The organism is Streptomyces sp. NPDC004788, from assembly GCF_053601115.1.
Genome location: NZ_JBSGBF010000004.1, coordinates 89,689 through 115,449, shown reverse-complemented (window position 1 = coordinate 115,449; position 25,761 = coordinate 89,689). Strand labels below are relative to the sequence as shown.

31 protein-coding genes are annotated in these 25,761 nt (G+C 70.9%); 12 read left to right on the top strand and 19 right to left on the bottom strand.

Annotation, left to right across the window (positions count from 1 at the left end; all coding sequences use genetic code 11):
• Positions 1-307 precede the first annotated feature (307 nt).
• The 6 genes from tgmC to ACWEJX_RS03650 all read right to left on the bottom strand — a co-directional run bounded on the left by tgmC (position 308) and on the right by ACWEJX_RS03650 (position 4,458).
• A complete protein-coding gene (tgmC, locus tag ACWEJX_RS03675) occupies positions 308-1,522 on the bottom strand; it encodes an ATP-grasp peptide maturase system methyltransferase (RefSeq protein ID WP_451605887.1) in 1,215 nt (404 codons plus the stop codon).
• Positions 1,519-2,481: an ATP-grasp ribosomal peptide maturase gene (tgmB, locus tag ACWEJX_RS03670; protein ID WP_451605886.1), complete on the bottom strand. Its 963-nt coding sequence runs from the start codon at positions 2,479-2,481 to the stop codon at positions 1,519-1,521. The genes tgmC and tgmB overlap by 4 nt, the downstream gene beginning before the upstream one ends.
• A complete protein-coding gene (tgmA, locus tag ACWEJX_RS03665; RefSeq protein WP_451605885.1) occupies positions 2,481-2,747 on the bottom strand; it encodes a putative ATP-grasp-modified RiPP in 267 nt (88 codons plus the stop codon). The genes tgmB and tgmA overlap by 1 nt, the downstream gene beginning before the upstream one ends.
• 154 nt (positions 2,748-2,901) lie before the next feature.
• Positions 2,902-3,147 (bottom strand): hypothetical protein, encoded by a 246-nt coding sequence (locus ACWEJX_RS03660; protein ID WP_451605884.1) that lies wholly within the window; start codon positions 3,145-3,147, stop codon positions 2,902-2,904.
• Positions 3,148-3,231: 84 nt separating this feature from the next.
• A complete protein-coding gene (locus ACWEJX_RS03655) occupies positions 3,232-3,771 on the bottom strand; it encodes an NUDIX domain-containing protein (protein WP_451605883.1) in 540 nt (179 codons plus the stop codon).
• 261 nt (positions 3,772-4,032) lie between these two features.
• Positions 4,033-4,458: an ATP-binding protein gene (locus ACWEJX_RS03650; RefSeq protein ID WP_451605882.1), complete on the bottom strand. Its 426-nt coding sequence runs from the start codon at positions 4,456-4,458 to the stop codon at positions 4,033-4,035.
• A gap of 526 nt (positions 4,459-4,984) precedes the next feature.
• Here ACWEJX_RS03650 and ACWEJX_RS03645 point away from each other — a divergent pair.
• Positions 4,985-6,001 (top strand): hypothetical protein, encoded by a 1,017-nt coding sequence (locus ACWEJX_RS03645; RefSeq protein WP_451605881.1) that lies wholly within the window; start codon positions 4,985-4,987, stop codon positions 5,999-6,001.
• A 2-nt stretch (positions 6,002-6,003) separates the two neighbouring features.
• Positions 6,004-6,543, top strand: coding sequence for a GNAT family N-acetyltransferase (locus ACWEJX_RS03640; protein WP_451605974.1), 540 nt, complete (start codon positions 6,004-6,006; stop codon positions 6,541-6,543).
• Between the two features lie 87 nt (positions 6,544-6,630).
• Here ACWEJX_RS03640 and ACWEJX_RS03635 read toward each other — a convergent pair whose 3' ends face one another.
• The 4 genes from ACWEJX_RS03635 to ilvA form a co-directional block, all read right to left on the bottom strand.
• A complete protein-coding gene (locus tag ACWEJX_RS03635) occupies positions 6,631-7,413 on the bottom strand; it encodes an ABC transporter permease (RefSeq protein ID WP_451605973.1) in 783 nt (260 codons plus the stop codon).
• A 5-nt stretch (positions 7,414-7,418) separates the two neighbouring features.
• Positions 7,419-7,619, bottom strand: a complete 201-nt coding sequence (locus ACWEJX_RS03630) for a hypothetical protein (RefSeq protein ID WP_451605880.1) — start codon at positions 7,617-7,619, stop codon at positions 7,419-7,421.
• On the bottom strand, positions 7,616-8,668 hold the full coding sequence (locus ACWEJX_RS03625) for an ATP-binding cassette domain-containing protein (RefSeq protein WP_451605879.1): 1,053 nt from the start codon (positions 8,666-8,668) through the stop codon (positions 7,616-7,618). The genes ACWEJX_RS03630 and ACWEJX_RS03625 overlap by 4 nt, the downstream gene beginning before the upstream one ends.
• A gap of 169 nt (positions 8,669-8,837) precedes the next feature.
• Entirely contained in the window at positions 8,838-10,133 is a 1,296-nt protein-coding gene (gene ilvA, locus ACWEJX_RS03620) for a threonine ammonia-lyase (protein ID WP_451605878.1), read from the bottom strand.
• Between the two features lie 191 nt (positions 10,134-10,324).
• On the opposite strand from ilvA, the gene ACWEJX_RS03615 reads away from it, so the two are divergent.
• The 4 genes from ACWEJX_RS03615 to ACWEJX_RS03600 are packed head-to-tail and all read left to right on the top strand — an operon-like array spanning position 10,325 to position 11,833.
• Complete coding sequence (locus ACWEJX_RS03615; protein ID WP_451605877.1) at positions 10,325-10,849, top strand: MarR family winged helix-turn-helix transcriptional regulator; 525 nt, start codon at positions 10,325-10,327, stop codon at positions 10,847-10,849.
• A 31-nt stretch (positions 10,850-10,880) separates the two neighbouring features.
• A complete protein-coding gene (locus ACWEJX_RS03610; RefSeq protein ID WP_451605876.1) occupies positions 10,881-11,336 on the top strand; it encodes a sigma factor-like helix-turn-helix DNA-binding protein in 456 nt (151 codons plus the stop codon).
• Entirely contained in the window at positions 11,333-11,587 is a 255-nt protein-coding gene (locus ACWEJX_RS03605; RefSeq protein WP_451605875.1) for a hypothetical protein, read from the top strand. The genes ACWEJX_RS03610 and ACWEJX_RS03605 overlap by 4 nt, the downstream gene beginning before the upstream one ends.
• A 54-nt stretch (positions 11,588-11,641) precedes the next feature.
• Complete coding sequence (locus tag ACWEJX_RS03600; protein ID WP_451605874.1) at positions 11,642-11,833, top strand: DUF1059 domain-containing protein; 192 nt, start codon at positions 11,642-11,644, stop codon at positions 11,831-11,833.
• Positions 11,834-11,894: 61 nt separating this feature from the next.
• Here ACWEJX_RS03600 and ACWEJX_RS03595 read toward each other — a convergent pair whose 3' ends face one another.
• On the bottom strand, positions 11,895-13,049 hold the full coding sequence (locus tag ACWEJX_RS03595; RefSeq protein WP_451605873.1) for a cystathionine gamma-synthase: 1,155 nt from the start codon (positions 13,047-13,049) through the stop codon (positions 11,895-11,897).
• A gap of 140 nt (positions 13,050-13,189) precedes the next feature.
• Between ACWEJX_RS03595 and ACWEJX_RS03590 the strand changes: the two genes are divergently transcribed.
• Both ACWEJX_RS03590 and msrA read left to right on the top strand, forming a co-directional pair.
• Positions 13,190-14,296 carry a hypothetical protein gene (locus ACWEJX_RS03590; RefSeq protein ID WP_451605872.1) on the top strand — a complete coding sequence of 369 codons (1,107 nt, stop codon included), beginning with the start codon at positions 13,190-13,192 and terminating at the stop codon, positions 14,294-14,296.
• An 85-nt stretch (positions 14,297-14,381) separates the two neighbouring features.
• Complete coding sequence (gene msrA / locus ACWEJX_RS03585) at positions 14,382-15,044, top strand: peptide-methionine (S)-S-oxide reductase MsrA (RefSeq protein WP_451605871.1); 663 nt, start codon at positions 14,382-14,384, stop codon at positions 15,042-15,044.
• Here msrA and ACWEJX_RS03580 read toward each other — a convergent pair.
• Both ACWEJX_RS03580 and ACWEJX_RS03575 read right to left on the bottom strand, forming a co-directional pair.
• A complete protein-coding gene (locus ACWEJX_RS03580; RefSeq protein ID WP_451605870.1) occupies positions 14,981-15,595 on the bottom strand; it encodes a hypothetical protein in 615 nt (204 codons plus the stop codon). The two genes, msrA and ACWEJX_RS03580, sit on opposite strands and share 64 nt — an antisense overlap.
• A 105-nt stretch (positions 15,596-15,700) precedes the next feature.
• The gene (locus ACWEJX_RS03575) at positions 15,701-17,026 is read right to left on the bottom strand and encodes a BTAD domain-containing putative transcriptional regulator (protein WP_451605869.1); all 1,326 of its coding nucleotides are present in this window, start codon (positions 17,024-17,026) and stop codon (positions 15,701-15,703) included.
• A gap of 111 nt (positions 17,027-17,137) precedes the next feature.
• Between ACWEJX_RS03575 and ACWEJX_RS03570 the strand changes: the two genes are divergently transcribed.
• Entirely contained in the window at positions 17,138-17,692 is a 555-nt protein-coding gene (locus ACWEJX_RS03570; protein ID WP_451605868.1) for a hypothetical protein, read from the top strand.
• A gap of 18 nt (positions 17,693-17,710) precedes the next feature.
• Here the strand turns inward: ACWEJX_RS03570 and ACWEJX_RS03565 are convergent, their stop codons facing one another.
• Complete coding sequence (locus ACWEJX_RS03565; protein WP_451605867.1) at positions 17,711-18,487, bottom strand: helix-turn-helix domain-containing protein; 777 nt, start codon at positions 18,485-18,487, stop codon at positions 17,711-17,713.
• Between the two features lie 52 nt (positions 18,488-18,539).
• On the opposite strand from ACWEJX_RS03565, the gene ACWEJX_RS03560 reads away from it, so the two are divergent.
• Positions 18,540-18,968: a VOC family protein gene (locus ACWEJX_RS03560; RefSeq protein ID WP_403795938.1), complete on the top strand. Its 429-nt coding sequence runs from the start codon at positions 18,540-18,542 to the stop codon at positions 18,966-18,968.
• 123 nt (positions 18,969-19,091) lie between these two features.
• Here the strand turns inward: ACWEJX_RS03560 and ACWEJX_RS03555 are convergent, their stop codons facing one another.
• On the bottom strand, positions 19,092-19,451 hold the full coding sequence (locus tag ACWEJX_RS03555; RefSeq protein WP_451605866.1) for a DUF1330 domain-containing protein: 360 nt from the start codon (positions 19,449-19,451) through the stop codon (positions 19,092-19,094).
• A 146-nt stretch (positions 19,452-19,597) separates the two neighbouring features.
• On the bottom strand, positions 19,598-20,641 hold the full coding sequence (locus tag ACWEJX_RS03550) for an NAD(P)-dependent alcohol dehydrogenase (RefSeq protein WP_451605865.1): 1,044 nt from the start codon (positions 20,639-20,641) through the stop codon (positions 19,598-19,600).
• 129 nt (positions 20,642-20,770) lie between these two features.
• Here ACWEJX_RS03550 and ACWEJX_RS03545 point away from each other — a divergent pair, with 129 nt between their 5' ends.
• A complete protein-coding gene (locus tag ACWEJX_RS03545; protein WP_451605864.1) occupies positions 20,771-21,670 on the top strand; it encodes a helix-turn-helix domain-containing protein in 900 nt (299 codons plus the stop codon).
• A gap of 77 nt (positions 21,671-21,747) precedes the next feature.
• Here the strand turns inward: ACWEJX_RS03545 and ACWEJX_RS03540 are convergent, their stop codons facing one another.
• Positions 21,748-23,016, bottom strand: coding sequence for a L,D-transpeptidase (locus tag ACWEJX_RS03540; protein ID WP_451605863.1), 1,269 nt, complete (start codon positions 23,014-23,016; stop codon positions 21,748-21,750).
• A 193-nt stretch (positions 23,017-23,209) separates the two neighbouring features.
• Positions 23,210-23,554, bottom strand: coding sequence for a hypothetical protein (locus ACWEJX_RS03535; protein ID WP_451605862.1), 345 nt, complete (start codon positions 23,552-23,554; stop codon positions 23,210-23,212).
• 146 nt (positions 23,555-23,700) lie between these two features.
• On the opposite strand from ACWEJX_RS03535, the gene ACWEJX_RS03530 reads away from it, so the two are divergent.
• Positions 23,701-23,970 (top strand): hypothetical protein, encoded by a 270-nt coding sequence (locus ACWEJX_RS03530; protein WP_451605861.1) that lies wholly within the window; start codon positions 23,701-23,703, stop codon positions 23,968-23,970.
• A 198-nt stretch (positions 23,971-24,168) separates the two neighbouring features.
• Here the strand turns inward: ACWEJX_RS03530 and hutH are convergent, their stop codons facing one another.
• Positions 24,169-25,710: a histidine ammonia-lyase gene (hutH, locus tag ACWEJX_RS03525; RefSeq protein ID WP_451605972.1), complete on the bottom strand. Its 1,542-nt coding sequence runs from the start codon at positions 25,708-25,710 to the stop codon at positions 24,169-24,171.
• Between the last annotated feature and the right edge of the window lie 51 nt (positions 25,711-25,761).

Genomic DNA, 25,761 nt, shown 5'->3' with positions numbered 1-25,761 from the left:
CTCCCTTGGTCTTGCGTCACTTGACGCAAGCCTCCGTAGGAGTCGGTCGAGCCCATCGCTTCAGTCCTGCGCAACGGTCCCGATTCGTGCTGGGCCACTGGGCCCGTCTCGCCCCCGACGCTAATCGGGGAACTCTTTCGTCCTATTCCGCCTGGCTGGACTGACTGATCTCCAGGCGTTTCTAGGAGCCCCGCGCTTGCGGGGCTCTACCTTCCCCAAAGTAGCACAGAGCAACGGTGTGAGTACAAACTGACAACACGACGAAGCCCCCGGCCAACGCCAGGGGCTTGTCGTTGAGTTGGGACGGTTATGGTCGATCGACCAGTGAGTGTTGCCACCGGAGCGCTGACCCGTCGCTGAGCCAGTGGGATGACGTGCGGGTCGTGATCTGCTGACCGCCGATCCAGTACGTGTGACCGTGCTTGGCGATGTGGAGGCGGACGGAGGTGATGTCCGGGCTGCCAGCCACCTGCCAGGCGACGAGGGACTCCTCGACGTCATCCCACAGGGTTGCGGGTCCGCCCTGCCGAACGCGCCAGCTCTCGCCGTCGTCGATGAACTCGGCGAACGACTCGCGCTCGGGATCGAAGAGGTAGAGGAGCTGTCCACCCTCGCCCGTCCTGGCACGCACGAGCTGAGCCCCGGGCGCCGCAAGCTGGGTGATGAAGGCCGGCATCCACTCGTCCATCATGAGCGGCGACACCTTCGTCTGCCGCTCGCTGTCGGCGTAGGCGGCGCGGGCCGAGAGATCGCCAGCCAAAGGCGTGGTGGCCTGGGAGCGGGCCTGCATAAAGCTGGCCTTCCCGATAATGCGACCATCGGCCGTGCCGTCCTCGTTCACGGTCACCTTGGCCAGGCCGCAGCCGTTCGCCCACGAGCCGACCGTGGCCAGGATGATCCCGCCCGGCTTGGTCTGCTGCACCCACGTGTAGGGGATGCGCCGGACCAGACAGGTGGCGATGACCCGGTCGTACGGCGCACGCCTGGGGTACCCGAGGAGACCGTCACCGGTCACCGTCCACGTCGAATATCCGGCTGCCTCCAGGGCCGCGTCCGCGCGGGAGGCGACGTCCGGGTCCACTTCGACAGTGGTGACGTTGTCCTCACCAAGGCGGTGGCACATCAGGGCGGTGGAGTACCCGGTGCCGGTGCCGATCTCCAGGACCTGGTGGCCGTCCTCCACGTCCAGGCTCTCGATCATGCTGACCACGAGCGCTGGCATCGTCGAGGACGAGGTGGGCAGCCCCACCACGGGTTCGCTCACCTGGTCGGCGGTGAGGTGACCGTCGAGCTGGGTGGTCAGCGTGTCCAGGGAGTAGGCGGTCTGGACCCACTCGGCCTCATCGGTGCCGACGGCCGTCATGGGCCGCCAGAGCCCACCCTCGGGCAGGAAGACGCCCGGGTTCAGGAACAGCTCACGAGGGACCGACTCGACGGCCGCCCGCCACGTCGACGTCTTGAGGGCGCCGGCCTGTACGAGTTGGGCGGCAAGCCTTCGGCGCTCGGACGCGGTGTCGGTCATGTGCTCTCTCCTGCCAGTAGGGCCGCGAATGCGGCGGACATCTGCAAACCGGTACGCGGCTCCAGCCATCCCCACTGACCGTTGGGGTTGATCTCCAGCCACCACAGGTCGCCTCTGTGGTCTTCGGCAAAGTCGAAGCTGCCGGAACGCAACCCGTAGTGATCCAGATAGGCCAGAAGCGCCTTCTCGACCGCCCCCGGCAGGTCTACCACGCTGTACGACAGGACCGAGTAGTCCTTGCGCCAGTCCAGGAGGCCGGAGGTGATCCGCACGGCGAACACCTGCCGACCGACGATCAAGACGCGTAGGTCGGCCACCTTGTCGACAACGGCCTGGAACAGGTGGGGTGCAACACGCAAGCTGTCGTCGATTTCCGCGGCGGTAACCGGGTCGGCCCAGCCGGTCACGGGGATGCCGTCCCGCTGGTAGGGCGTCCATCGCAGCGTCTTGTAGATCACTTGATCGTGTGCCGAGATGAACTCACGTGCGTCGTCAGGGTCGTTAGTCACCAACGTGGGCGGCACCGTGAGGCCAAGCCGTTGGGCCGCGGCCAGCTGTGCGGGCTTGTAGTCGGCCGCCGCGACGCGGAGGGGGTGATTCACCCAGACCGGCCCTTCCATGGCGTAGAGGGCGCCACCAAGGCCGTACCGGACCTGGGCCGCAGCAAACTGGGCGTCGTCCAGACCCATGCTTGGGAACTTGGGCCATATGGGACGGCGCCAATACACCGCGCGGACGCGGGCAAGGTCGGCGGTTCTCGACGGGGTACGCACCTGCCCGGCCACGGGGGCCGGGCAGGTGCCGAACCGAGCCGAGACCGTCAGGTCCGCCCCGATGTCAGCCGGGTTGAATCGGACTACCGGCACATCGAGCCGGTTGAGTTCCGTGATCACCATGTCGGCGGTGATGTCGTCCGCCTCGGTGGCCACGAGCACCGGCCTCTTCTCGGTCACGGTCATCAGTCCTGGTTGCTGTCCTGGTCGCTGCCCTGATCGTTGCCGGACTGGCCGTCGGAGCTGGTGGACGTCGAGGTCTCCGTGCCGGAGCTGGTGCCGTGCTTGCCCATCTCGACGACGCGGCCGTCGCGGTCCAGGAAGGTGCCGAGCTGCGTGTCGGGGTCGATGGAGACCGACACGTGAGGCCGGCGGATCGTGGTCGGGTAGGGGGAGAGTCGGTTCGCGCCCCACGGACGCGTCGAGACGGGGAGCGCAACAGAGCTGGTCATGGGATTCCTTTGCTTGTAAGCGGAGTGGTGCAGGAAACCGCTCGTCCCGGTTCGGGACGGTCCCCGCAGACAAGGGCCTGACCGGGACGAGCGGAGCTTGGGGCCCACCCCCTTCGGGCCTGACCTGGCTTCCGAAGCGGCGGGCGGGGGGCTCTTAGGGGGCGACGTTGCTGCCTTCTGTCGGCCTGGAGCTGGTACGCCGGTACGCGATGCACCGCCGGCGAGCCACGCCCTTGGTGCCGTCGTGGAAGGCAAGGAACCTGGCGGAGGGGCCGGACCTTCGCAGGTCGACGATCTGGCGGTACTTCCCGCGGAAGGGGACGAAGTCGAGCAGCTCCAACTCGTACGGGAAGACCTCGATGGCCGTGATGGGGGCTGACGCACCGCTCGGCCTAGCCACCGTCGCCCCAAAAGATGCCGACGATGAGGGCCCCGCCGATGACGGCCAGGGAAATCACGTAGGCGATCTGAGAAGACCGGTGACTCACGTCAACACCCCGAGGTACTGCTCAACCCGCTCGGCGACGCCAGGAATGCCGATCTCGTTGAACGCAACCCAGCCAGCTCGCTCCGGATCGATCACCGTCGGCAGGAGGGCCTCCGAGTGGGCTCGGAAGAGGAAGCGGAACCCGATACGGAGGCGGGGGCCGAATTCAGGGGCCGCCTGCCGGGTGTCGATCAGGATGGGCCCCTCGACGCCCGGCATGGTCCACACGCCGTAAAGTCCCGCCTCCTCGCGCAGTACGCGCAGTGCCACTTCGTCGAGAGAGTCGTCGCCGTCCTCCGGAAGTCCCTCTGCCAGCGCCCAGCGGGTCTCGTTCCGCAGAGCCAATACGCGGTTCTGCTCGTCAACGACGATCGCCCCAGCCGTGATCATCGGGCACCTCCCACCGTGACTGCATCCGCGCCTGCCGGCGTGATCCCTCAGGGCGTCGTACAGCGGCATGAGCGCCATGCGCTCGCGGGGGCGCTCGTGCATGTAGCTGCTGAGCGTCTTGACGACATCGCTGTCCCTGACGGCCACAGTGACCCCTTCCGGTTTATGAGGTGTGAGTTGGCTTGGTTGATGTGCGGTCGAAAACCTCGCTGCCGGACAAGTCGCAGCGTGGCTCGGCGTCCGAGCGTGCGTGGCGGGCGAGGCGTCTGCACCGCGTCACCCGCACGAGCTGCCGACACTCGGGGAGTGGGCAGCGGACCATGAGGGCGCGACCTGTCGTGAAGTCCCGGACGACCTCGTTGAAGGCCCGCTCCCCCGGTTCGCCCCAGGAGATCAGGACGGCCTTGCTCACTCGGTGCTCGCCGCGCTGGAAATCTCCGCCCAGACGCGCTTTCCGCCAGCGAAGTCCTCCGCGCCCCAGCGGTCGGCGAGGATGTCGACGAGGGCGAGTCCACGGCCGGACTCGTCGGTGGGCCGAGGGCACTCCAGGCGCGGCAGCACTTTCGAACTGTCTGTGACCTCGATGCGGATGCGGCTCGGTCCAGCTCGCTGCACACACACCTTTATCTCGGTTCCCCCGCTGTGCACGACCGCGTTGCCGGCCAGTTCTGAAACGGCAACCAGAGCCTCGGGCACGATGTGGCCCATGCCCCAGGTCTGAAGGGCGGACTGGATAAGGCCACGCGCCCCGCGGACGGACTCGGGGTTGCACGCGAAGTTGGAGCTGTAGCCGGGTTCTCCAGTTGCCACGGGCTTGATCACAGTCGTACTCACGGGAATCCCTCCAAGGTGGTGAGACACCCAGCCCCGACGGGGGGCGAGGCTGGGTGTGCTCCTCCTAGCCACCACCCCGCGCTGGGGGAGCGCGAACCGAGTTGCCGAAGGGGTGCTGGCTGATGCCCAGTCAACGCCTCACCGGCAACGACAGGTAGGGCGATCAAGGCCCTCGAACGTGGCGTCACCTAGGGCGATTTGACGCTTCCTTTAAGTGCGCGGGGTTCGCGTCGAGTCCTAACGTGGACCCGTGGACAAGCGAAATAGCGCGTTCGTGGACTGGATGGAAGAGGCGGACTTATCGGCCCGCGAGGTCGCTGAGCTGGTTAATCAGGCCGTAGGAGAGCTCACAGGCAGGATGGGGGGCCTCGAAGGCTCCAACATTCGCGACTGGCGCTCGGGGCGCGTCAGGTGTCCGAACGGTCCGCAGCTTCGAGCCATCGAGCTTGTATCGGGCAGGAGCGCCCTGGAACTAGGGTTCAGGCGTCGTAGTCGCGCCACCTTACGGACGTCTGAGGAGCCGCCAGTGGAACGTCGGGACTTCTCCCTCGGCGCAGTCGCAATCGCAGCCTCCACCGCGATCGGCGCCGCCGCCCCTGCCGTCGCCGGCACCCGGCGCAGGGTCGGCATGTCCGATGTCGCCCGGGTTCGACAGAGCTTCGACGAGATCATCGCCTCAGATCACAGGCATGGTGGCCAGCTCGGGATCGAGAAGGCGTCAGAGCGGCTTTCGAACGAAGCACTGGCCTTGCAGGGGACTGGGGCCGCCTCACAGCGGGTGCTAGGGGCCCTCTACGGGGCGGCTGCCGCGTTCCGCTCCTCCGCGATGTGGGCGGCCATCGACGGCCGTCGCTTCGATGCCGCCGAAGATCACCTGCGGAAGGCCGCAGAGATCGCGACCATGAGCGGCGACCAGACGATCCAGTTCCGCATCTGGAGCCACGCCGGGACCATGTACCGGCACATGGGCAGGCCGGGGGAAGCGGACGCCGCCAACATGGTTGCGCGACGTCTCGGCATCGTTCGGCGTGACTCCGTCTTCGCCTCTCTCGGGCTCGCTCGCCACGGAGCGATCCACGCGGCGGCCGGAGACCGCAGGGCTGCGAAGCGTGCCTTCCAGCAAGCCGAAGAAGCCTGGCATCGCTCCAAGCGAAGTGACGACCCGGGGCGGCCGTCATGGCTGCTCGCTTTCTACGACGAGGCCGAGATCAACTCCTTGGCCATGTCGGCATACCTCAGCCTCGGCATGTGGGCCGAGGCAGAATCGCACGGGCACCGATGCCTGGCTAATCTCCGCCCCCACATGCATCGATCCCGAGCCATCGCCACGACTCGACTTGCCAGAGCGCAGCTCGAACAAGGCGAAGTCGAAGCAGCCGTCACGACAGCCCTGAGAGTCCCCGAGGATTCCGCGGCAAACCACCCCCGCGTGGCCGGAATGCTGGCCGGCTTCGGCGCTCGGCTTTCCGGCATCGCGCCAGATAGCCCCTTCGCCGTGACGTGGCGGGAGCATGTTCGAGAGATCAAGGAGAACCGCAAGTGACGATGCGCACGGCTCGCCTGCAACATCACACCACCCTTACGCCCCAGGTACGGACCGTACTTGGCGAGCTGTACGCGCAGGTACGCGCTGAACTGCTGGAGCACCCGAACTACCGGCTCGACGTGTTTCTGGAGAGGCTGGACCGGCATGGTGCCGAACCAGGGTGGGGTGCTGTCGTCGGGCACGATCCCGCCGACGGAAAGCCCATCGGATACGCCTATGGCAACACCGTGGCTCCGGGAGACCGCTGGCGGAAGAGGATGACCACGCCGGCCCCCGGCAAGTACACCTCGAAGGATGCCATCGCCGTGAAGGAGATCGGCGTGATCCCGGCCTGGCGCGGGATAGGCGTCTCACGACAAATGCACGACGAACTGATGAATCACCGTACGGAGCCCCACACGACGCTCATGGTCAACCCGAGCGCAGGCGACGGCAAGGTCATGCGGCTGTACGAGGGCTGGGGCTACCAGGAAATCGGGGTCGTCCAGCCCTCCCCAGACTCTCCGTGGCTTGTCTGCATGGGGCGGAACACGCACTAGCCGCCGGCTTCCGTCGGAAGGCGCGGGCACACGCCAAGAGGCCCCCACGGAGTGGCCTGGGGGCCTCTGGTGTCTGTCCGCATGACTTCACTCAGCTCGGCGGTACTTCCGTACCGACAGCGTCCGGAACACCGCGATGATCAGCACCGACCAGATGATCGACGCCCATACCGGGTGGACCATGGGCCAGGCGTCGGAGGTGGAGACCCCCGGGTTCCCGAACAGCTTGCGGCACGCCTGCACAGTCGCGCTGAAGGGGTTCCACTCGGCGATCGGTTGGAGCCAGCTGGCCATCTGCGCGGAGTCCACGAACGCGATCGAGATGAACGTGACCGGGAAGAGCCAGATGAGACCGCCGGAGGTCGCCGCCTCCGGTGTGCGGACCGAGAGGCCGATGAGCGCGCCGATCCAGGAGAAGGCGTAGCCGAGGAGGAGCAGCAGTCCGAAGGCGAGGAGCGCCTTGGGGACGCCCTCGTGGATGCGCCAGCCGACGAGGAGGGCGACGATCACCAGGACCACGACGGTCAGCGCGGTCTGCACGAGGTCGGCGAGCGTGCGGCCGGTGAGGACCGCGCCGCGGGCCATCGGGAGCGAGCGGAAGCGGTCGATCAGGCCCTTGTGCATGTCGTCGGCGATGCCGGCGCCCGCGCCGGCCGTGGCGAAGGTGACGGTCTGGGCGAAGATGCCGGCCATCAGGAACTCGCGGTAGGTCTGCGGGTCCGTGCTGCCCCCGACAGTCATCGAGCCGCCGAAGACGAAGCTGAACAGCACCACGAACATGACTGGCTGGAGCAACCCGAAGATCAACATCTCGGGAATCCTGGACATGCGAATCAAGTTCCTGCGGGCGATCACCAGGGAGTCGGCCATCATGCTCATGCGCCCTGCCCCTTCCCAGTGAACGCCCGCTGACCTGCGCTTATACAGCTGCAATGAAACTCAACTCTGCGAACGAGATTCGGGATGCGGCTCATCCGGATCAGGTTGCGCTTGGTGATGACCAGCGAGTCGCTGATCGACTGGGCGATGGCGCCGCGCGTCTTCGGCTTCGCCAAGGTATCGGTCACCGCGGTCACTTGACGGCCTCCTTCTTGCTCGCCTTCTCGTTCGCCTTCGCGTTCGCCTTCTTCTCCGCCTTCGCGTTCGCCTTCTTGTCCTCCTCCTCGCGCTGCTCGGCCGCGTGGCCCGTCAGCGAGATGAAGACGTCGTCGAGGGTGGGGCGGCGCAGGCCGATGTCGTCGATCTCGATGTCGAGGGCGTCCAGGTCGCGGATGACCTCGGCGAGGATCTTGGCGCCGCCGGCGACGGGGACGGTCAGCTTGCGGGTGTGCTCCTCGACGGCGATGTCGCCGTGGCTGATGCCGGCCAGGCCGTAGCGGGCCAGGACCTCGCGGGACTGCGGGATCATGTCGCGGTCGTGGACGACGACCTCGACGCGCTCGCCGCCGGTCTGGGCCTTGAGCTGGTCGGAGGTGCCGCGGGCGATGACGCGGCCGTGGTCGACGACGCAGATGTCGTGGGCGAGGTGGTCGGCCTCCTCCAGGTACTGGGTGGTGAGGAGGAGGGTGGTGCCGCCCGCGACGAGTTCCTGGATGACCTCCCACAGGGCCTGCCGGTTGCGGGGGTCGAGGCCGGTGGTGGGCTCGTCCATGAACATGACGGGCGGGGAGACGACGAGGGCGGCGGCGAGGTCGAGGCGGCGGCGCATGCCGCCGGAGTAGGTCTTGGCGGGGCGGTCGGCGGCGTCCGCGAGGTCGAACCGCTCCAGGAGCTCGCCGGCGCGGGCCTTCGCGGCCCTGCCGTCCATCTGGTAGAGCCGGCCGACCATCCGCAGGTTCTCGCGGCCGGTCAGGTACTCGTCGACGGCCGCGAACTGGCCCGACAGACCGATGGAGCGGCGCACCTCGTTGGGATGTCTGAGCACGTCCAGGCCCGCGACCACCGCCCGGCCGCTGTCGGGTTTGAGGAGCGTGGTGAGCACGCGCACGGTCGTGGTCTTCCCCGCGCCGTTCGGTCCGAGCAGGCCCAGGACGGTGCCCTCGGGCACGTCGAGGTCCACGCCGTCCAGTGCTCGTACGTCGCCGAAGGTCTTCACCAGACCTTCGGCGTGGATCGCGCCTGGCATGTGTGTCTCCCAGCGATTTCCAGCGACTTCCAGCGGATTTGGCTAGATTTGAGAGTTTCTGTCCAAGTCTAGGTACGCCGAGCGGGCAGCGCCCGGCGCGCGAGTGACCTGCACCACACGCTAACGCGATACATCGCGATACACAACCCGTTTGCGACGGCTCCCCGGATCAGCCCAGCACCGTGTACCCCGCGTCCCGCAGCGCCGCAGTGACCTCCTCGCAGTGCTCGGGGCCCTTCGTCTCCAGGTGCAGCTCGACCTCCGCCTCCGTGAGACCGAGCCGCGGATCGGTCCGTACGTGACCGACGTCGAGCACGTTCGCGTCGACCACCGTCAGCACCGCGAGCAGCGTCGCGAGCGTCCCCGGCCGGTCGGTCACCTTCAGGCGAAGGCCGAGATAGCGGCCCGCGGCCGCCATGCCGTGCCGCAGCACCCGCTGCATGAGCAGCGGGTCCACGTTCCCGCCGGACAGCACCGCCACCACCGGCCCCCGCCCGTGGAACGCCTCCGGGTCGGCGAGCAGCGCCGCCACCGTGCTCGCGCCGGCCGGTTCGACGACGAGCTTCGCCCGCTCCAGGCAGAGCAGCAGCGCCGAGGAGAGCGCGTCCTCGGAGACGGTGCGCACCTCGTCCACGTACTCCTGGACGAGCCCGAAGGGCACGTCGCCGGGCCGCCCCACCTTGATGCCGTCCGCCATCGTGACCGGCGCGTCGATCGCCACCGGGTGCCCGGCCGCGAGCGAGGGCGGGTACGCCGCCGCGCCCTCCGCCTGCACGCCGACCACCCGCACGTCGGGCCGCACCGACTTCACCGCGAGCCCGATCCCCGCCACCAGACCGCCGCCGCCGACCCCGACCAGGATCGTCCGCACCTCGGGGCACTGCTCCAGGATCTCCAGGCCGACGGTGCCCTGTCCGGCGATGATGTCGGGGTGGTCGAAGGGGTGGATGAAGACCGCGCCGGTCTCCCGCGCGTACTCCTCGGCGGCCGCCAGGGTCTCGTCCACCACGTGTCCGTGCAGCCGCACCTCCGCCCCGTACTCCCGGGTCGCCGCCACCTTCGGCAGCGGGGCGCCCACCGGCATGAAGACCGTCGCGTGCACGCCGAGCAGGTGCGAGGCCAGCGCCACGCCCTGCGCGTGGTTGCCGGCCGAGGCGGCGACCACCCCGGCCGCCCGCTGCTCGGGCCGGAGCCCCGCGATCCGTACGTACGCGCCGCGCAGCTTGAACGAGCCGGTGCGCTGCAGGTTCTCGCACTTGAGGTGCACCGGCGTGCCCACCAGCGACGACAGATGGCGGCTGCCCTCCATCGCGGTCACCCGGGCCACCCCGCCCAGCATCTTCTGCGCCCCGCGGACGTCGTCGAGGATCAGCGGCGGGTGCGGCGCGTGGTGCGCGGGCCGCGGCCGGCCGTGGCTCGGGAAGTGGCTCAGAGGGTGAAAGGGGTCTGGCGTACCGAAGCTCATGACCGCAGTCTCGCAGCTCACGCGGGCCCGGGCCGCCCGGCGAGCGGCCGCCGTGCCCCGTTCGAATCCGGTTCGCGCAGCGCCGGTACGGACCGGGTCCCGTCCGCGTACTCTGTCCCCCACCGACCGCACCGAACACACCGAACATCCACCTGAACCCACCGTCCCCGCACAGGAGAGCCACCACAGCCATGCCCACGTCCCAGGACATGACGACTGAGCTCGACCCCGGTCTCCTCGACGCCCTCCAGCACCAGGTGGCCGTCTTCGCCCGGCGGGCCGAGCAGACCCGGCTCGGCGGCACCGGGCAGCTGCGCAACTCCATGGACCGCGCCGCCTATCTGCTGCTCAACCGACTCGACCAGGAAGGCCCGATGGGCGTGAAGGCGCTCGCCGCCGGCATGGGCATCGACTCCTCCACGGTCACCCGCCAGGTCGCCCCGCTCGTCGACACCGGCCTGGTCAAGCGCACCTCGCACCCCGAGGACGGGCGCGCCGTGGTGCTCCAGCTGTCGCCGCGCGGCCAGGCCCGCCTGGAGGAGGTCCGCACCTCGCGCCGCCAGCTGATGGCGGAGGTCACCGACGGCTGGACGCCCGCCGAGCGGGAGTCCTTCTGCACGCTGCTCACGCGCTTCAACTCGGCGCTCTCCGCACGCCAGTCGGGCCTGCCGGCCGCCAAGGACGAGTCCGCACCGAAGTCCGTGCCGAACTCTTGACCACAGCCGCGCGCTGATCTCATATGAGGACGTGCGCGAGTCGAACAGCAGCCATACCGGCCACCTAGCCGAAAACACCGCTCGCACCCGGGAGTTCCACGCGTTCGTCGCCGGGGCGTCGGGCCGGCTGCTGCATGTCGCGACCCTGCTCACCGCCGAGCAGGCCCACCGCAACCCGCTCGCCCAGGGGCTGCTGACCGGCGCCCTCGCGCACACCTACGCGCACTGGGACCGGTTGCGCGGCGAGGACCCGTACCAGCGCACCCGTTCCGAACTCGCCCTGCGCTTCGCCCGCACGGCCTGGCGCTACCAGCGCGGCCGGGGCGGGGTGCTCGCCGCGCTCACGCCGCAGGAGCGGCTCGTCGTGGTGCTCCGGCTGCACGAGGGGGTCGCCGAGGAGCAGACCGCGGCCCTGCTCGGACTGCCCGAGGAGCGGATCCGGGCCGTCTGCGCCCGCTCCGTGAGCCAGCTGCGGGAGGCGTCGTGAACCGTCACGAGCGCAAGGAGGACGAGGTCCGCCGGCTGATGGAGACCGGGCGGCACCCGCACGTGCCGGGCGACCTCGCCGCCCGGGCCGTGGCCCGCGGCACCCGGCTGCTGCGCCGGGACCGGATCGTCCGCCGCATCGGGTGGGCGCTGCTCGCGCTGGCGGTCGTCGCGTTCGTCGTCTGGGCGTCGGTGGTGCGGCCCTGGGAGGTGCCGCCGGCCGGGACGACGCCCCCGCTCGAAGGCTTCTGAGAACGGACCTAGCCTGGAACCAGGAGCTTGTACGGGGCTTGACAGGAGGTCGACATGGCCAGGAAAGCAACCGACTGCCGGGACTTCCCCAGCGTCTCCAACTGCACGATGTACATGTCGGGCGAGGAGGACGAACTCCTGAAGGCGGCCCTCCAGCACGTGATCTCCGTGCACGGGCACACCGACAGCCCGCAGCTGAGGGAGGACGTCAAGGCGAGCATGAAGGACCCGGTGCCCGGCTCCTGAACGCGCGCGGGCCGGGCCCCTCCGCGGGGACCCGGCCCGAACCCGTGACCCGGTACGAGGACTAGCCCAGCGCCTCGCGCAGGTCCGCCAGCAGGTCGTCCACGTTCTCGATGCCGACCGACAGGCGCACCAGGTCCGCCGGGACCTCCAGGGCGGAGCCGACGACGCTCGCGTGCGTCATGCGGCCCGGGTGCTCGATGAGCGACTCGACGCCGCCGAGGGACTCGCCCAGGGTGAAGAGCTTGGCGCGGTTGCAGACCTGGACGGCCGCCTCCTCGCCGCCCGCGACGCGGAAGGAGATCATGCCGCCGAAGGCACGCATCTGCTTGGCCGCGATCTCGTGGCCCGGGTGCTCCGGCAGGCCCGGGTAGAGGACCTGGGTGACCTTCGGGTGCTGGGTCAGCATCTCGGTGATCTTGCCGGCGTTCTCGGTGTGCCGGTCCATGCGCACGGCGAGCGTCTTGATGCCGCGCAGCACGATCCAGGAGTCGAACGGGCCGGCCACCGCGCCCATCGCGTTCTGGTGGTACGCCAGTTCCTCGCCGAGCTCCGCGTCGGCCGCGATCAGGGCGCCGCCGACGACGTCGGAGTGGCCGCCCATGTACTTGGTGAGCGAGTGCACGACGACGTCCGCGCCGAGCGACAGCGGCTGCTGCAGGTACGGCGAGGCGAAGGTGTTGTCGACGACGAGCTTCACCCCGGCCTGGCGGGCGACGCCCGCGACGGCCTCGATGTCGGTGATGCCGAGCAGCGGGTTGGACGGGGTCTCCACCCAGATCAGCTTGGTGCGCTCGTTGATGGCGCCGCGCACCGACTCGATGTCGGAGGTGTCGGCGACGGAGAAGTCGACGCCCCAGCGCTGGACGACCTTCGCGAAGAGGCGGAAGGTGCCGCCGTACGCGTCGTTGGGGATGACGACGTGGTCGCCGGGCACCAGCAGGGTGCGCAGCAGGCAGTCCTCGGCGGCGAGGCCGGAGGCGAAGGCGAGGCCGCGGCGGCCGCCTTCGAGGGCGGCGAGGTTCTCTTCCAGGGCGGTACGCGTGGGGTTGGCGCTGCGGCTGTACTCGTAACCGCCACGGAGCCCGCCCACACCGTCCTGCTTGTAGGTGGACACCTGGTAGATGGGCGGGACGACCGCGCCGGTCAGCGGGTCGGCGGTGTTGCCCGCGTGGATGGCGCGGGTCTCGAAGCTCTGGTGGGTGTGCTGGTCGCTCATGGGTCAGGAGCGTAGTCCTGAGACGGCCCCCTCGCCGCCTCCTGTCTCATCGGCCGTCTCATCGTGTGTCCCGAGGGAGCCCCATGGGTTCTCCATGGGGCTCCCTTGGGGTTTCCATGGGGTCCTGGACAATGGGGGACATGGATTTCCTCTGGTTCCTCATCGCGCTCGGGATGCTCTGCTTCGCCCTGGGTCCCCTCGTGCTGCGCCGCCGCCGTGGCGGCATCCAGGTGGTGGCGCCGGGCTCGCCCGACGCGGCGGACCCGGAGGCGTACGGATTCCTGCGCCAGGAGGAGCAGGACGTGCGGCTGCCCGGGCCGGACCGGGACCTCCTCGACGTGCTCGACGTCGTACAGGCCACGCAGGACTGGCGGGCCGCCTCGCAGCTGCTGCTGGGGACCGAGAAGGAGGGCGAGGTGCGCTGGCAGCGCGTCCAGGCGTTCGCGGGCGCGGCGTCGCTGGAACTGGCCGAGCGGCCGGGCGTCGGCGGCGCCTGGCTGCGCTCGTGGCGGGCGGAGGCGCCCGAGGACCCGGGCGGCGCGCAGGTCTACGCGGAGTTCCTGGTGCAGCAGGCGTGGCGCACCTCGGCGGCCGGCGCGCAGGACTTCAGGATCATCCTGGAGGAGGCGCGGGCCGCGTGCGAGCAGGCGGCGCTGCTGGCTCCGGGCGACCCCGTGCCGTACGTCTGCGAGCTGGCCGTGGCGCGCGGACTCGGCTACTCCGCGGAGGAGTTCGACCGGCTGTGGGCCAAGGTCATCGACCGCGCGCCGGAGCACATGGGGGCGCATCTGGCCGCGCTGCACTACTGGTGCGAGAAGTGGCACGGGTCGCGCGAGGACGCCGACCGTTTCGCGACGTCGGCGGCGGCGCGCGCGCCGCGGGGCTCGCTGCTGGCCGCGCTGCCGCTGTTCTCCGTCTTCGAGAACCGGCCGGAGATCGTGGTCGGCGTCGACTTCTACCGCACGGCGGTGGTGACGAAGGCCGTCGAGGGTGCGATGTACGCGGTGCACTCGGCCCGGCCGGACGACCCGATGCTGGCGCACGTCCGGCACCTCCTCGTGCACTTCCTGGTCGGCGCCGACCGCTGGGCCGAGGCGATGCACCTGCTGGTGCGCGTCGACGGGTACGTGGGCGCGCTGCCGTGGACGCTGAGCGAGGACCCGGCGGCGGCGTACACGGTGGTGCGGAACCTGGTGGTGGCCGGGTACGAGGCGAACGGCGGGAGCCCGGCGACGCTGCCGCGGTAGGGGCCTTCCGGGGAACACGGTGGGCGCGGGAGGTGTTGTGCCTGTCGCGCCGAACGCAGGGCCGAACGCCGAGGAGAGATGCCGCATGTTCCTGTCCCGCACCCCCGTCCTCCCCACACCCGAGCAGGCCCTGCGCGGGCGCGACGAGCCCGCCTTCGCCGTCCCGGAGCGCCACACGGTCCTCGGCACCCCGCTCCTCGGCCCCTACCCGGAGGGCTTCGAGGTCGCCGACTTCGGCCTGGGCTGTTTCTGGGGCGCCGAGCGCAAGTTCTGGCAGACCGAGGGCGTCTACACGACCCTGGTCGGCTACCAGGGCGGCTTCACGCCGAACCCGCTGTACGAGGAGGTGTGCTCCGGCCTCACGGGCCACACCGAGGTCGTCCGTGTCGTCTTCGACCCGTCCGTCGTCCCGTACGAGCGGCTCCTCAAGCTCTTCTGGGAGTCCCACGACCCCACCCAGGGCTTCCGCCAGGGCAACGACGTCGGCACTCAGTACCGCTCGGCCGTCTACACCCACACCCCCGAGCAGGCCGCCACGGCCGAGGCCTCCCGCGACGCCTACCAGCGCGTCCTGACCGGCTCCGGCTACGGCGAGATCACCACGAAGATCCTCCCGGCCGAGGGCCGCACCTTCTACCCGGCCGAGGCGTATCACCAGCAGTACCTGGACAAGAACCCGGCGGGCTACTGCGGAATAGGCGGGACGGGTGTGTCGTGCCCGGTCGGGGTGGCGCGGGCGGATGGCTGACGGCTGTCCTGGCGGTCGGCGCGGCCTGCCACCAGCAGGTAGAGGCTCGCGCCGGCCGCGAGCGACCAGCTCGACACCCAGAGGAGCTGCAGGCCTAGGCCGAGGCCCGCGGCGAAGCCGAGGAAACCGCCCGTCACCATGACGGCGGCGACCCGATGCCGTCGCGCACCGGCACTCCACTCACGGCGCAGCCAGCTGCCCCGCCGCCATTGGCCCCACACGGCCAGGGCGACGCCGACGAGCATGAACAAGGCGAACGGCAGGGGCATCGGCGGCGAATCGGTGAGCGCCTCCCCACGGCCCACCTGGCGCACCCCCAGGAACAGGAGGAGCGGACCCATCAGCGCGAACACTCCGGCCAGGACGCGCACGAAGCGCACGCCCGGAGGCCGCCGCCAGAACGGCTCGCCGAACGACACGGATCGCGTCGACATCGCGTGCATACGATGTGCCGCGCCCCGGAAGTTCGTCGCCACCACTACGCCGTAGCACTCCATCCAGACTCCGGCCATCAGCGCGTACAACCCGCCGCCCCCGCCACTGCCCGCCATCCCGGCTCCTCCCCTTGCCGTCGGTGACCGTACGCCCGGGCGCGGGCCCACTTCGATGCCGAAAGCAGGCAGTGTTCGGGCCCGGTTGGCTGCCGCGCCCGTACCTCACGCCCCGCACGTCGCCAGTGAGCACCACCGTCTGCGCCCCGACTCGTCCAGGAAGAGCCAGCCGCAGTCCGGGCTCGGGCAGGCGCGGAGGGTGAGGCGGCGGGGGGTGGTGAGGAGGTCGGCGGCGGTGCGGGCGACGGCTCGGGTGGGGAGGTCGAGGCCCGCGGCCGGGGCCTGGCGCCACTGGGCGAGGCCGTCGGGGGCGAGGGTGAGGACGGCGGTGCGGGCGGCGGTCTGGGCGGCGGTGGCGACCGTGCGGAAGGCGCGGGTGTCGGCCGGGTCGGTCAGGCAGGCGTAGAGGGCGGAGCGGAAGGCGCGGGCCCGGTCGAGGGCGGCGGCGGCCTCGTCGGGGCGGGCGGCGGCCTCCTTGAGGAGGCGGTCGACCTGGGCGTCGTCGGCGAGGTCGTGGTGGCCGGCCCAGACGGCGAGGGTGTCGTAGCGGCGCAGCCAGTCGGAGCCCGGGATGGCCGGGGCGCGGTGCCAGCCCGCGTAGGTGTTGCAGAACTCCAGGGCGGGGTGGCCGCCGATGGTCCACGGCAGCCACTGGTCGCGGACCCGGACCGCGTAGAGCGGGGACGGCGGCCGGTCGAGGCGCGGGTCGGCGGCGAGGATCCGGTCGTGCAGGGTGGTGAGCGCGGGGCCGGGTTCGATGCCGAGCTCGGTGACGAGGTGGCGGCGGGTGGCGCGGTACAGCTCAAGTGCCTCGGTCTGCCGGCCGGCCCGGTAGAGCGCGGTCATCTGGGCGGCCACCAGCCGTTCCCTGCCCGGGAGTTCGGCGGCGAGCGGGGTCAGGTCGGCGAGCACCTTTTCGTGCAGGCCCATGGTCAGCTGGGCCTCGGCGCGCTGTTCCAGGGTGGTCAGGCGCAGTTCGGCGAGCCGTCCGCCGAGCCGGTCCCGCAGCGTCTCGTCGGCCAGGCCGTCGAGGAGCGGGCCGCGCCAGAGGGCGAGCGCCCGGTCGTGGCAGCGGAGTTGTTCGCCGGGGTCGCCGGCGACGGCGGCCTGGCCGACGAGGTCGAGGAACTCCCGTACGTCCACGGTGTGGCCGGACGCGTCGATCGCGTAGCCGTCGTGGCGGGTCTCGACGGTCACGCCGTACGGCCTGAGCGCGGCCCGCACCCGGCCGACGTACGTGTGCAGGGTGGCCCGTGCGGCGGCGGGCGGGGCGCCGTTCCACAGCAGGTCGGCGAGGCGGGCGGTGGGGACGGGCCGGCCCGCGTCGAGCAGCAGGATCGCGAGCAGGCACCGCTCCTGACGGCGGCGGCCGAGCGGCACGCGCACGCCCTCGTGGCGGGCCTCGAAGGGGCCGAGGAGGGTGAAGTCCATGGTGCGGGTCACCTTAGGGCGACTGGTCAGGTTGTGGTCAGGGGGCGGGCGGAAAGTGTGGCGAAGGCGCCGGCCGGCGGCGCCGACCACCCTTCTTTTCGAGGAGTTTCCTTGCGACGGATCCTTGTCCCCCTCGTCTCCATCGGCGCTGTCGGCGCCGCCCTCCTCACCACCGCCGCCCCGGCCGGCGCCACCGCCACCGCCACCGGCACGCCCACCGCCACCACCATCGCCACCGCCGACGGCTGGGAGCCCGCGCCCTCCTCCGCCTGGTCCTACCCCGCCGGCGCGCGCTGCGACTTCGCCGTCCAGGGCGCGCCCGTGGTCGACGAGGTCGTGCGCCGCACGATCGGCGTCCAGGAGGACGGCACCAAGGTCGTCGAGTACAAGGGCGACCTCGTCGTCCGCGTCCTCAACCCCGCGACCGGAACGACCTACGACGCCGACGCGAGCGGCCGCGCCCTGGTCGAGCTCCACCCCGACCACTCGCAGACGTGGTACGTGGTCGGCCCGATCCTGGCCGGCTTCGCCGAGGGCGGCGGCAACGTCCCGCGCGGCCTCTACACGGTCGACGGCGCCTACACCCTGGAGGTCTCGCCCACCGGCTACAAGACGCTGACCTTCCTGCACGGCTCGACCGACTCGCTCTGCGAGAAGGTCGCCTGACACACGTCCGGCCCGGCGTCACACCCACAGCAGGATCGCGGCGCCCGGGGCGTCCGGCGTGTGCAGCATCGTCACGCGGTACGCCCGGGCGCCTCCTCCGGGCCCGTGCGCCTCGACCGTGCGGGAGGTGAAGACGCCCACCGAGCGGCAGGCCCACCAGTCGGCCAGGTCGGGCCGTTCGGCGGCGAGCAGCGTGGTCAGAGTACGCAGGCTGGGGTCGTCGGGGCGGGCGTCGGCGCGGGTGCGGACGTGGCGGTAGAGGTCGACGGCGAGCGGGCGCCAGGCGGGGAGGATGCGCTGGTGGGCGGGGTCGGCGACGAGCTGGAGCAGCAGGTTGCGGCGCGGCGCCGGCAGGCGCGCGGGGTCGGGCAGGAGGCTGCTGTACGCGTCGTTCCAGGCCGTGATGGCGAGGGCGCCGTCCAGGAGCACCGCCGGGCTGTCCGGCCAGCTCGCCAGGAGGCCCGCCAGGTCCGCGCCCTCCGGTCCGGGCTCCGGCTCGGGCGCCGCGTACCCGGCGAGCCGCAGCACGTGCGCCCGCGCGTCGGGGTCGAGGCGCAGGGTGCGGCCGACGGCCTCCAGGACCTCGCGGGAGGTCTCCACCCGCCCCTGCTCCAGCCACGTGTACCAGGCGACGCCCACCCCGGACAGGGCCGCCACCTCCTCGCGCCGCAGCCCCGGGGTGCGGCGCCGGCCGGTCACCGGAAGCCCGAGTTCACCCGGCCCGAGACGCTCTCGATGGGCCCGCAGGAAACCGCCGAGCTCACGGCGGCGGGCGAGCCTGTGAGTGTCGGTCACAGCATGAACGCCTTTCTGGTCGCAGGCCGTTCGCCCCGCGAGGCTCGCTCCCATGAGCGAAGACACGACCGTCCTGTGGCGGCTCAACAACGACTCGTCCGGCCTGACTTCCCCCCGCGCCCTGATCCGCGTCTTCACGCGGCCCGGGACCCTGGAGGAGCTGACGGCGCGCTACGAACGCGTCCAGGGCGTGCGACGCGACATGTGGTTCACGTATCCGGAGATGCGGCTCGCCCTCGCCGTGGTCGGCGGCTTCCTCCTCGTGGAGGGCGAGGCGGCGGATCTGGCGCCGTTCCGGGACGTGCACGGCACGCTGCTCGTGAACGACGCGGGCGCGCACCTGCGGCGGCTGCTCGCGGAGGGCGGCGAGGTGCTCGACCCCCTGCGCCCGGTGCCGACCGGCTCCGGCTTCACGGCCCGGCACCCGGACGGCACGGTGGTGGAGTACGTCGAGCACCGCCCGGACGCACGCGGCCGCTGAACCGGCGACCGGCCGGAGTCCCGTGGTCGCTTGATCGGCGGCCGCCCGCCCGGACTCCCGCGATCGCCGCGCCGATCGCCACCCGCCCGGACTCCCGCGGTCGGCGCCGGTCGCCGCCCGCCCTCACACGGTCGCCGCGCCGGTCGCCGCCCTGAGCGCCGCGGCCGTGGCGGCGGCCTCGTACCCCTCCGGGACGCCGTCGACGATCAGGACGTCGCCGGCCATGTGGCGGGTGCGGAGCGGGATCAGCTCCTGGTAGGGCTCGGAGTCGTACCAGGCGCGGGCGTCCTCGTACGTCGGGAAGCCGATGATGACGACGGCGCCGGGCCAGCTGCCCTCGCGGACCTCGCGGGCGGGGGCGCCGTGGACGAGGAAGCGGCCGCCGAAGGGGTCCAGGGTGGCCTGGATGCGCTCCATGTAGACGAAGACCTCCTCGTCGAGGACGGGCTTCGGGTGCAGGTTTCCGATGGCGTATGCGGTCATGGGAACAGCGTGCCGGGCATGCCGTACGGGGTCGATTACCTCGGACGTCATGCCCTGGACGTCATGCCCTGGACGCCATGCCCGGGGCGTCATGCCCGGGACGTCATGCCGGTACGTCATGCCCCGGCGCCGTACAGGACCAGCGGTCAGATCGTCGACGCGTCGATCACGAAGCGGTAGCGCACGTCGGACGCGACGACCCGCTCGTACGCCTCGTTGACCTGGTCCGCGGTGATCAGCTCGATCTCCGCGCCCAGGCCGTGCGCGGCGCAGAAGTCGAGCATCTCCTGGGTCTCCGCGATGCTGCCGATCATCGAGCCGGCCAGCGTCTTGCGGCCGACGATGAGGGAGAAGAGGGCGACCTTGACGGGCTCCTCCGGGGCGCCGACGTTGACCATCGTGCCGTCGGGCTTGACGAGGCTCAGGTAGGCGTTGAAGTCGAGCGGCGCGGAGACGGTGGAGATCACCAGGTCGAAGCTGCCGCGCAGGGCGGTGAAGGTCTCCGGGTCGCTGGTGGCGTAGTAGTGGTCGGCGCCCAGCTTGAGGGCGTCCTCCTGCTTCTTCAGGGACTGGCTGAGCACGGTCACCTCGGCGCCGAGCGCGTGGGCGATCTTGACGCCCATGTGGCCGAGGCCGCCGAGGCCGACGATGGCGACCTTCTTGCCGGGGCCGGCCTGCCAGTGGGTGAGCGGCGAGTAGAGGGTGACGCCGGCGCAGAGCAGCGGCGCGGCGGCGTCGAGCGGGATGCCCTCGGGGATGCGGAGGGTGTAGTTCTCGTCGACGACGATGTGGGTGGAGTAGCCGCCGTAGGTCGGCTCCCCGTTCTTGTCGAGGTCGTTGTACGTGGAGGTGCCCTTGCCGGTGCAGTACTGCTCCAGGCCCTGCCGGCACTGCTCGCACTCGCGGCAGGAGTCGACGAAGCAGCCGACGCCGACGCGGTCGCCGACCCGGTGCTTGGTGACGCCGGCGCCGACCTCGGTGACGATGCCGGCGATCTCGTGACCGGGGACCATCGGGAAGATGCCCTCGCCCCAGCCGTTGCGGGCCTGGTGGATGTCGGAGTGGCAGATGCCGACGTACTTGATCTCGATCAGGACGTCGTGCTCGCCCACCGGCCGGCGCGGCACGGTGGTGCGGACGAGGGGGGCGTTGGCGGCGGGGGCGGCGATGGCGGAGACGTTCGTGGTCATGGCGGCAAGCCTGCCGGATCGTTCCGCCGGCACCCAGACCACTGTTCTGCCTACGACCGCTGTTCCTACCACTGGCAGGGTCAGGAACGTACGTCCAGTGGCAGGCCCGAGCGGGAATACTTGGGACGCATGGACCTCAGTGCCGAACTCAGCGAATTCCTCCGCTCACGGCGTGCCCGGCTCAAGCCGCAGGACGTGGGGCTGCCCGAGTTCGGGCGCCACCGCCGGGTGCCGGGCCTGCGCCGGGAGGAGCTGGCGCAGCTGGCCGGGGTGTCGGTGGCGTACTACACCCGTCTCGAACAGGGCAACGGGCGGAACGTGTCCATGGAGGTCCTCGACGCGATCGCGCGGGCCCTGCGGCTCAGCGACACCGAGCGTGCCCACCTCACGCATCTCGCCCGGCCGACCGTGAAGAAGCGGCAGCGCGCGATGAGCCGCCCGCAGCAGGTCCGGCCCGGCCTGACACAGCTCCTGGACGCCATGGAGGGCGTCCCGGCCCTGGTCGTCGGGCGGCGGATGGACGTCCTGGCCTGGAACCGGATGGCGCGGGCCCTGTTCGGCGACTTCCCCGCCTGGGAGCCGCGCGACCGGAACATGGCCCGGATGGTCTTCCTCGACGCGAACGCGCGCGATCTGTACGTCGACTGGGAGTGCAAGGCCGTCGAGGTGGTGAGCGTGCTGCGGCTGTGCGCGGGGCTCTACCCGGACGACCCGGAGCTGATGGCCCTGGTCGGCGAGTTGTCGGTGCGCAGCGAGGAGTTCCGCTCGCTGTGGGCGGCGCACACGGTGACCGACAAGGGGCACGGCAGGAAGCGGCTGCGGCATCCGCTGGTGGGCGAGATGACGCTGCAGTACGAGTCGCTGAAGGTGTCCGGCGACGACCCGGACCTGGTGCTCGTCACGTACCACGCGGAGCCGGGCTCACCGGCGGCGGACGCGCTGCGGCTGCTCGCGCAATGGGGCGTGGACGAGCCCGTGGACGTACCGGACGACGCGCAGCAGAGCGTACGGAAGGACGCGCCGAAGTAGCCGGGCGTACGAAGCGGCCCCCGCACCGGGTCCGGAGCGGGGGCCGCTTCACGCGTGCCTACGGCTGCCCGTACGGGTCAGAGGGCCGAACCGGCCTTCCACTCCGACCAGCTCAGGTTCCAGCCGTTCAGGCCGTTGTCGGGCGCGATCGTCTTGTCCGCCGAGTTCTTGACGATGACGACGTCGCCGACCATCGAGTGGTCGAACATCCACGCCGCCTGCTGGTTCGGGTCGCCGGCGCCCTTGACGTCGGCGAGGCCCACGCAGCCGTGGCTGGTGTTCACGCTGCCGAAGATCGAGCGCGCGCCCCAGTAGTTGCCGTGGATGAAGGTGCCGGACGTGGACAGGCGCATGGCGTGCGGCACGTCCTTGATGTCGTACTCGCCCTTGCCGTCGGAGTCGGTGAAGCCGACGGTGGCGCCGTTCATCCGGGTCTCCTTGAACTTCTCGGAGATCACCATCTGACCGTTGTAGGTGGTGTTCTGCGGGGAGCCGGCGGAGATCGGGATGGTCTTGATCGTCTTGCCGTCCTGCGTGACGGTCATCGTCTTGGTCTTGACGTCGACCGTCGAGACCTGGTTGCGGCCGATCTTGAAGGTGACCGTCTTCTGCTGGACGCCGTAGACGCCCTTCGCGCCCTCGACGCCGTCGAGGTTCAGCTTCATGGTGACGGTCGAGCCCTCGGCCCAGTAGTTCTCCGGGCGGAAGTCGAGCCGCTGCGAGTTGAACCAGTGGCCGACGACCTCCTGGCCGGAGGTGGAGGTGACCTTGATGCCGCCCTGGACGGCCTTCTTGTCGGTGATCGCCTTGTTGAAGTTGATCGAGACCGGCATGCCGACGCCGACGGTCGAACCGTCCTCCGGCGTGAAGTTGCCGATGAAGCTGTTGGCCTGCGAGACGGTGGTGAAGGAGCCGTTCTCGTGCGCCTCCAGGCCGTCGGCGTCCTTCGCGGTCGCGGCGATCTTGTAGACCGTCGCGCGCTTGAGCTGGACGCTCGGCTGCCAGCTGAGGCCGTCGGCCGCTATCTCGCCCTTGACGGCCTCGCCCTCGGCGGAGGTCATGGTGACCTCGGTGAGCTTGCCGTCGGTGACGGTGACCTTGGCGTCGTTGTTGATCGAGGCGTTCTGCGAGCCGTTCTTCGGCGAGATGGTGATCTGCGCCTTCGACGTCTTCTGCGCGGCGGCCTCGTCGACCTGAGCCTGTGACTGCGGGCTCTGCGAGGCGTCGGCACTGCCGCCCTTGTCGCCGTCGTTGCACGCCGAGAGCACCAGCACGCCGCCGAGCACCGCGGCTGCGGCCGCCAGGCCCCTACGGCGCTTGCCGTCCGTCATCACACGCTTCTCCATCGTCGCCGATTACCTGCCACTTCCCACTGAAACACCGTTGAGCACCCGTCCGGTTGCCTTCCCCGGCGGTTTGTGGGGAACACCACTGATCAACACGCGCCTGCGGGGCATTCGGTTCCCGGCCCCTCCCCGGCACAGGCGAGGGCCCCGGGACGCGGCCGTCCCGGGGCCCTTCCCCGCAGTCCGGGGCGGGTCAGGTGCGGTTGGGTTCGTCGTCCTCCCACCCACCATCTTCGTCGTCGAGCTCCCACTCCATCGCATCGGGGTCGTACTCGATCTCCTCGCTGCTCCAGGACGCCTGCGCGACCTCGACGCCGGGCACGGTGGCGACCACGTCGAAGGGCTCCACGAGGTACGCGAGGGCCTCGGCGCTGTCCTCGGCGACGGCGGCCCGGGCGTGCGTGCGCTCCTCCTCCGGCAGGGCCGGGTCGGCGTCGATCCGGACGGCGGCGGCGTCGGCCAGCTCGGCGGGGCCGTCGATCTCCAGGACGAGATCGATGCGAAGCCGCACATAGCGTGATGTCTCGGAAGTGCTCATGGCCGGAGCGTAGAGCGCCGGACGGCCTCGGCTTTCCCGCGACCCGGTGTGTTCATTAGCATCGGCGCACCCACCGATTCGGGATGCCGGTCACGGCTTCCTTTCGGGGTGTCAATTCACGGTTCCGCAAGGGGGATCGAAAGAACGTGTCCGTCGCCCGACGCCCGCTGCTCACCGCCACCGCCGCGGGGACACTGCTCTGCGCGCTGTGGTTCGTGCCGAACGCGAACGCCACCGGCGAGGGCGGCAGATCGGACGCCCCGCAGTCGTCGGTGGCGGACGACCAGGACCAGGGCCGGCTCGCGGAGACCGGTGGCCTGAGCACGACGCCGTACATCCTGGGCGGGACGCTGTTCCTGGGCACGGGCGCGGGCTTCGTGACGCTGGCGATGCGGCGCGGCGGCCGGGCCTCCTGACCGACGCATGCGCAGGGGTCACCCCCGGCGCCCGGGCCTCCTGACCGACCGCATGCGCAGGGGCCGCCCCGGCGATCGGGCCTCCTGACCGACCGCATGCGCAAGGGTCACCCCCGGCGCCCGGGCCTCCTGACCGACCGCATACGGAAGGGCCGCCCCCGGCGATCGGGGACGGCCCTTCCGTACGGGACGGTCGCGTTACGCCAGCGGTCCGGTGACCGGCTCGACGGCGGCGACCACGCGGCCCTCGCGGACGAAGGCGTCGGCGGCGGCCAGGTCGGGCGCGAGGAAGCGGTCCGGGCCGGGGCCCTCGACGCCGGCGGCGCGCAGCGCCTCGATGACGGCGGCGGAGGCCGGCGCCGGGGCCAGACCGTGGCGCAGCTCGATGCCGCGGGTGGCGGCGTACAGCTCGACGGCGATGACCCGGTTGAGGTTGCCGATGGCGGTGCGCAGCTTGCGGGCGGCGGACCAGCCCATGGAGACGTGGTCCTCCTGCATCGCCGAGGACGGGATGGAGTCGGCGGAGGCCGGGACGGCGAGCCGCTTCATCTCGCTGACCAGGGCGGCCTGCGTGTACTGGGCGATCATCAGGCCGGAGTCGACGCCGGCGTCGTCCGCGAGGAACGGCGGCAGGCCGTGCGAGCGGTTCTTGTCGAGGAGCCGGTCGGTGCGACGCTCGGCGATGGAGGCGAGGTCGGCGGCGGCGATCGCGAGGAAGTCGAGGACGTACGCGACGGGGGCGCCGTGGAAGTTGCCGTTGGAGCGGACCGTGCCGTCGGCGAGGACGACCGGGTTGTCGACGGCGGCGGCCAGCTCGCGCTCGGCGACGGTCCGGGCGTGCGCCATGGTGTCGCGGCCGGCGCCGGCGACCTGCGGGGCGCAGCGCACCGAGTAGGCGTCCTGGACGCGCGGGGCCTCGCCGCTCTGGTAGTGCCCGGTGAGCTCGGAGCCCTTGAGCACGGCCAGCATGTTGGCGGCGGAGGCGGCCTGGCCGGGGTGCGGGCGGATGGCGTGCAGCTCGGGCTCCAGGACCTTCTCGGTGCCGAGGAGGGCTTCGAGGGAGAGCGCGGCGGTGACGTCGGCCGACTTGTAGAGGACGTCGAGGTCGGCGAGGGCCATGATCAGCATGCCGAGCATGCCGTCGGTGCCGTTGAGGAGGGCGAGGCCCTCCTTCTCCTTCAGCACGACGGGCTCGATGCCGGCGGCGGCGAGCAGCTCGCCGGCGGGCTTGACCACGCCGTCGGGGCCCTCGGCGTCGCCCTCGCCCATGAGCGCGAGCGCGCAGTGGGAGAGCGGCGCGAGGTCGCCGGAGCAGCCGAGCGAGCCGTACTCGTGGACGACCGGGGTGATGCCCGCGTTGAGCACGTCGGCCATGGTCTGGGCGACCTCGGGGCGGACGCCGGTGTGGCCGGAGGCGACCGTCTTGAGCCGCAGGAACATCAGCGCGCGGACGACCTCGCGCTCGACCCGCGGGCCCATGCCGGCGGCGTGCGAGCGGACGATGTTGCGCTGCAGCTGGGTGCGGAGGTCGTGGCCGATGTGCCGGGTGGCGAGCGCACCGAAGCCGGTGGAGACGCCGTAGACCGGCTCGGGCTGGGCGGCGAGCGCGTCGATGCTCGCGCGGGCGGTGGCGAGCGCCTTGACGGCGTCGGATGACAGCTCGACGCGCGCGCCGTGGCGGGCGACGTCGATGACGTCCTGCGGGGTGGTGCCGGACGTCCCAAGGACGACAGTCTGCATATCCATATTCAGCACCCTACGGACTGAAGAGCAACATGTCACTAGTCGGCC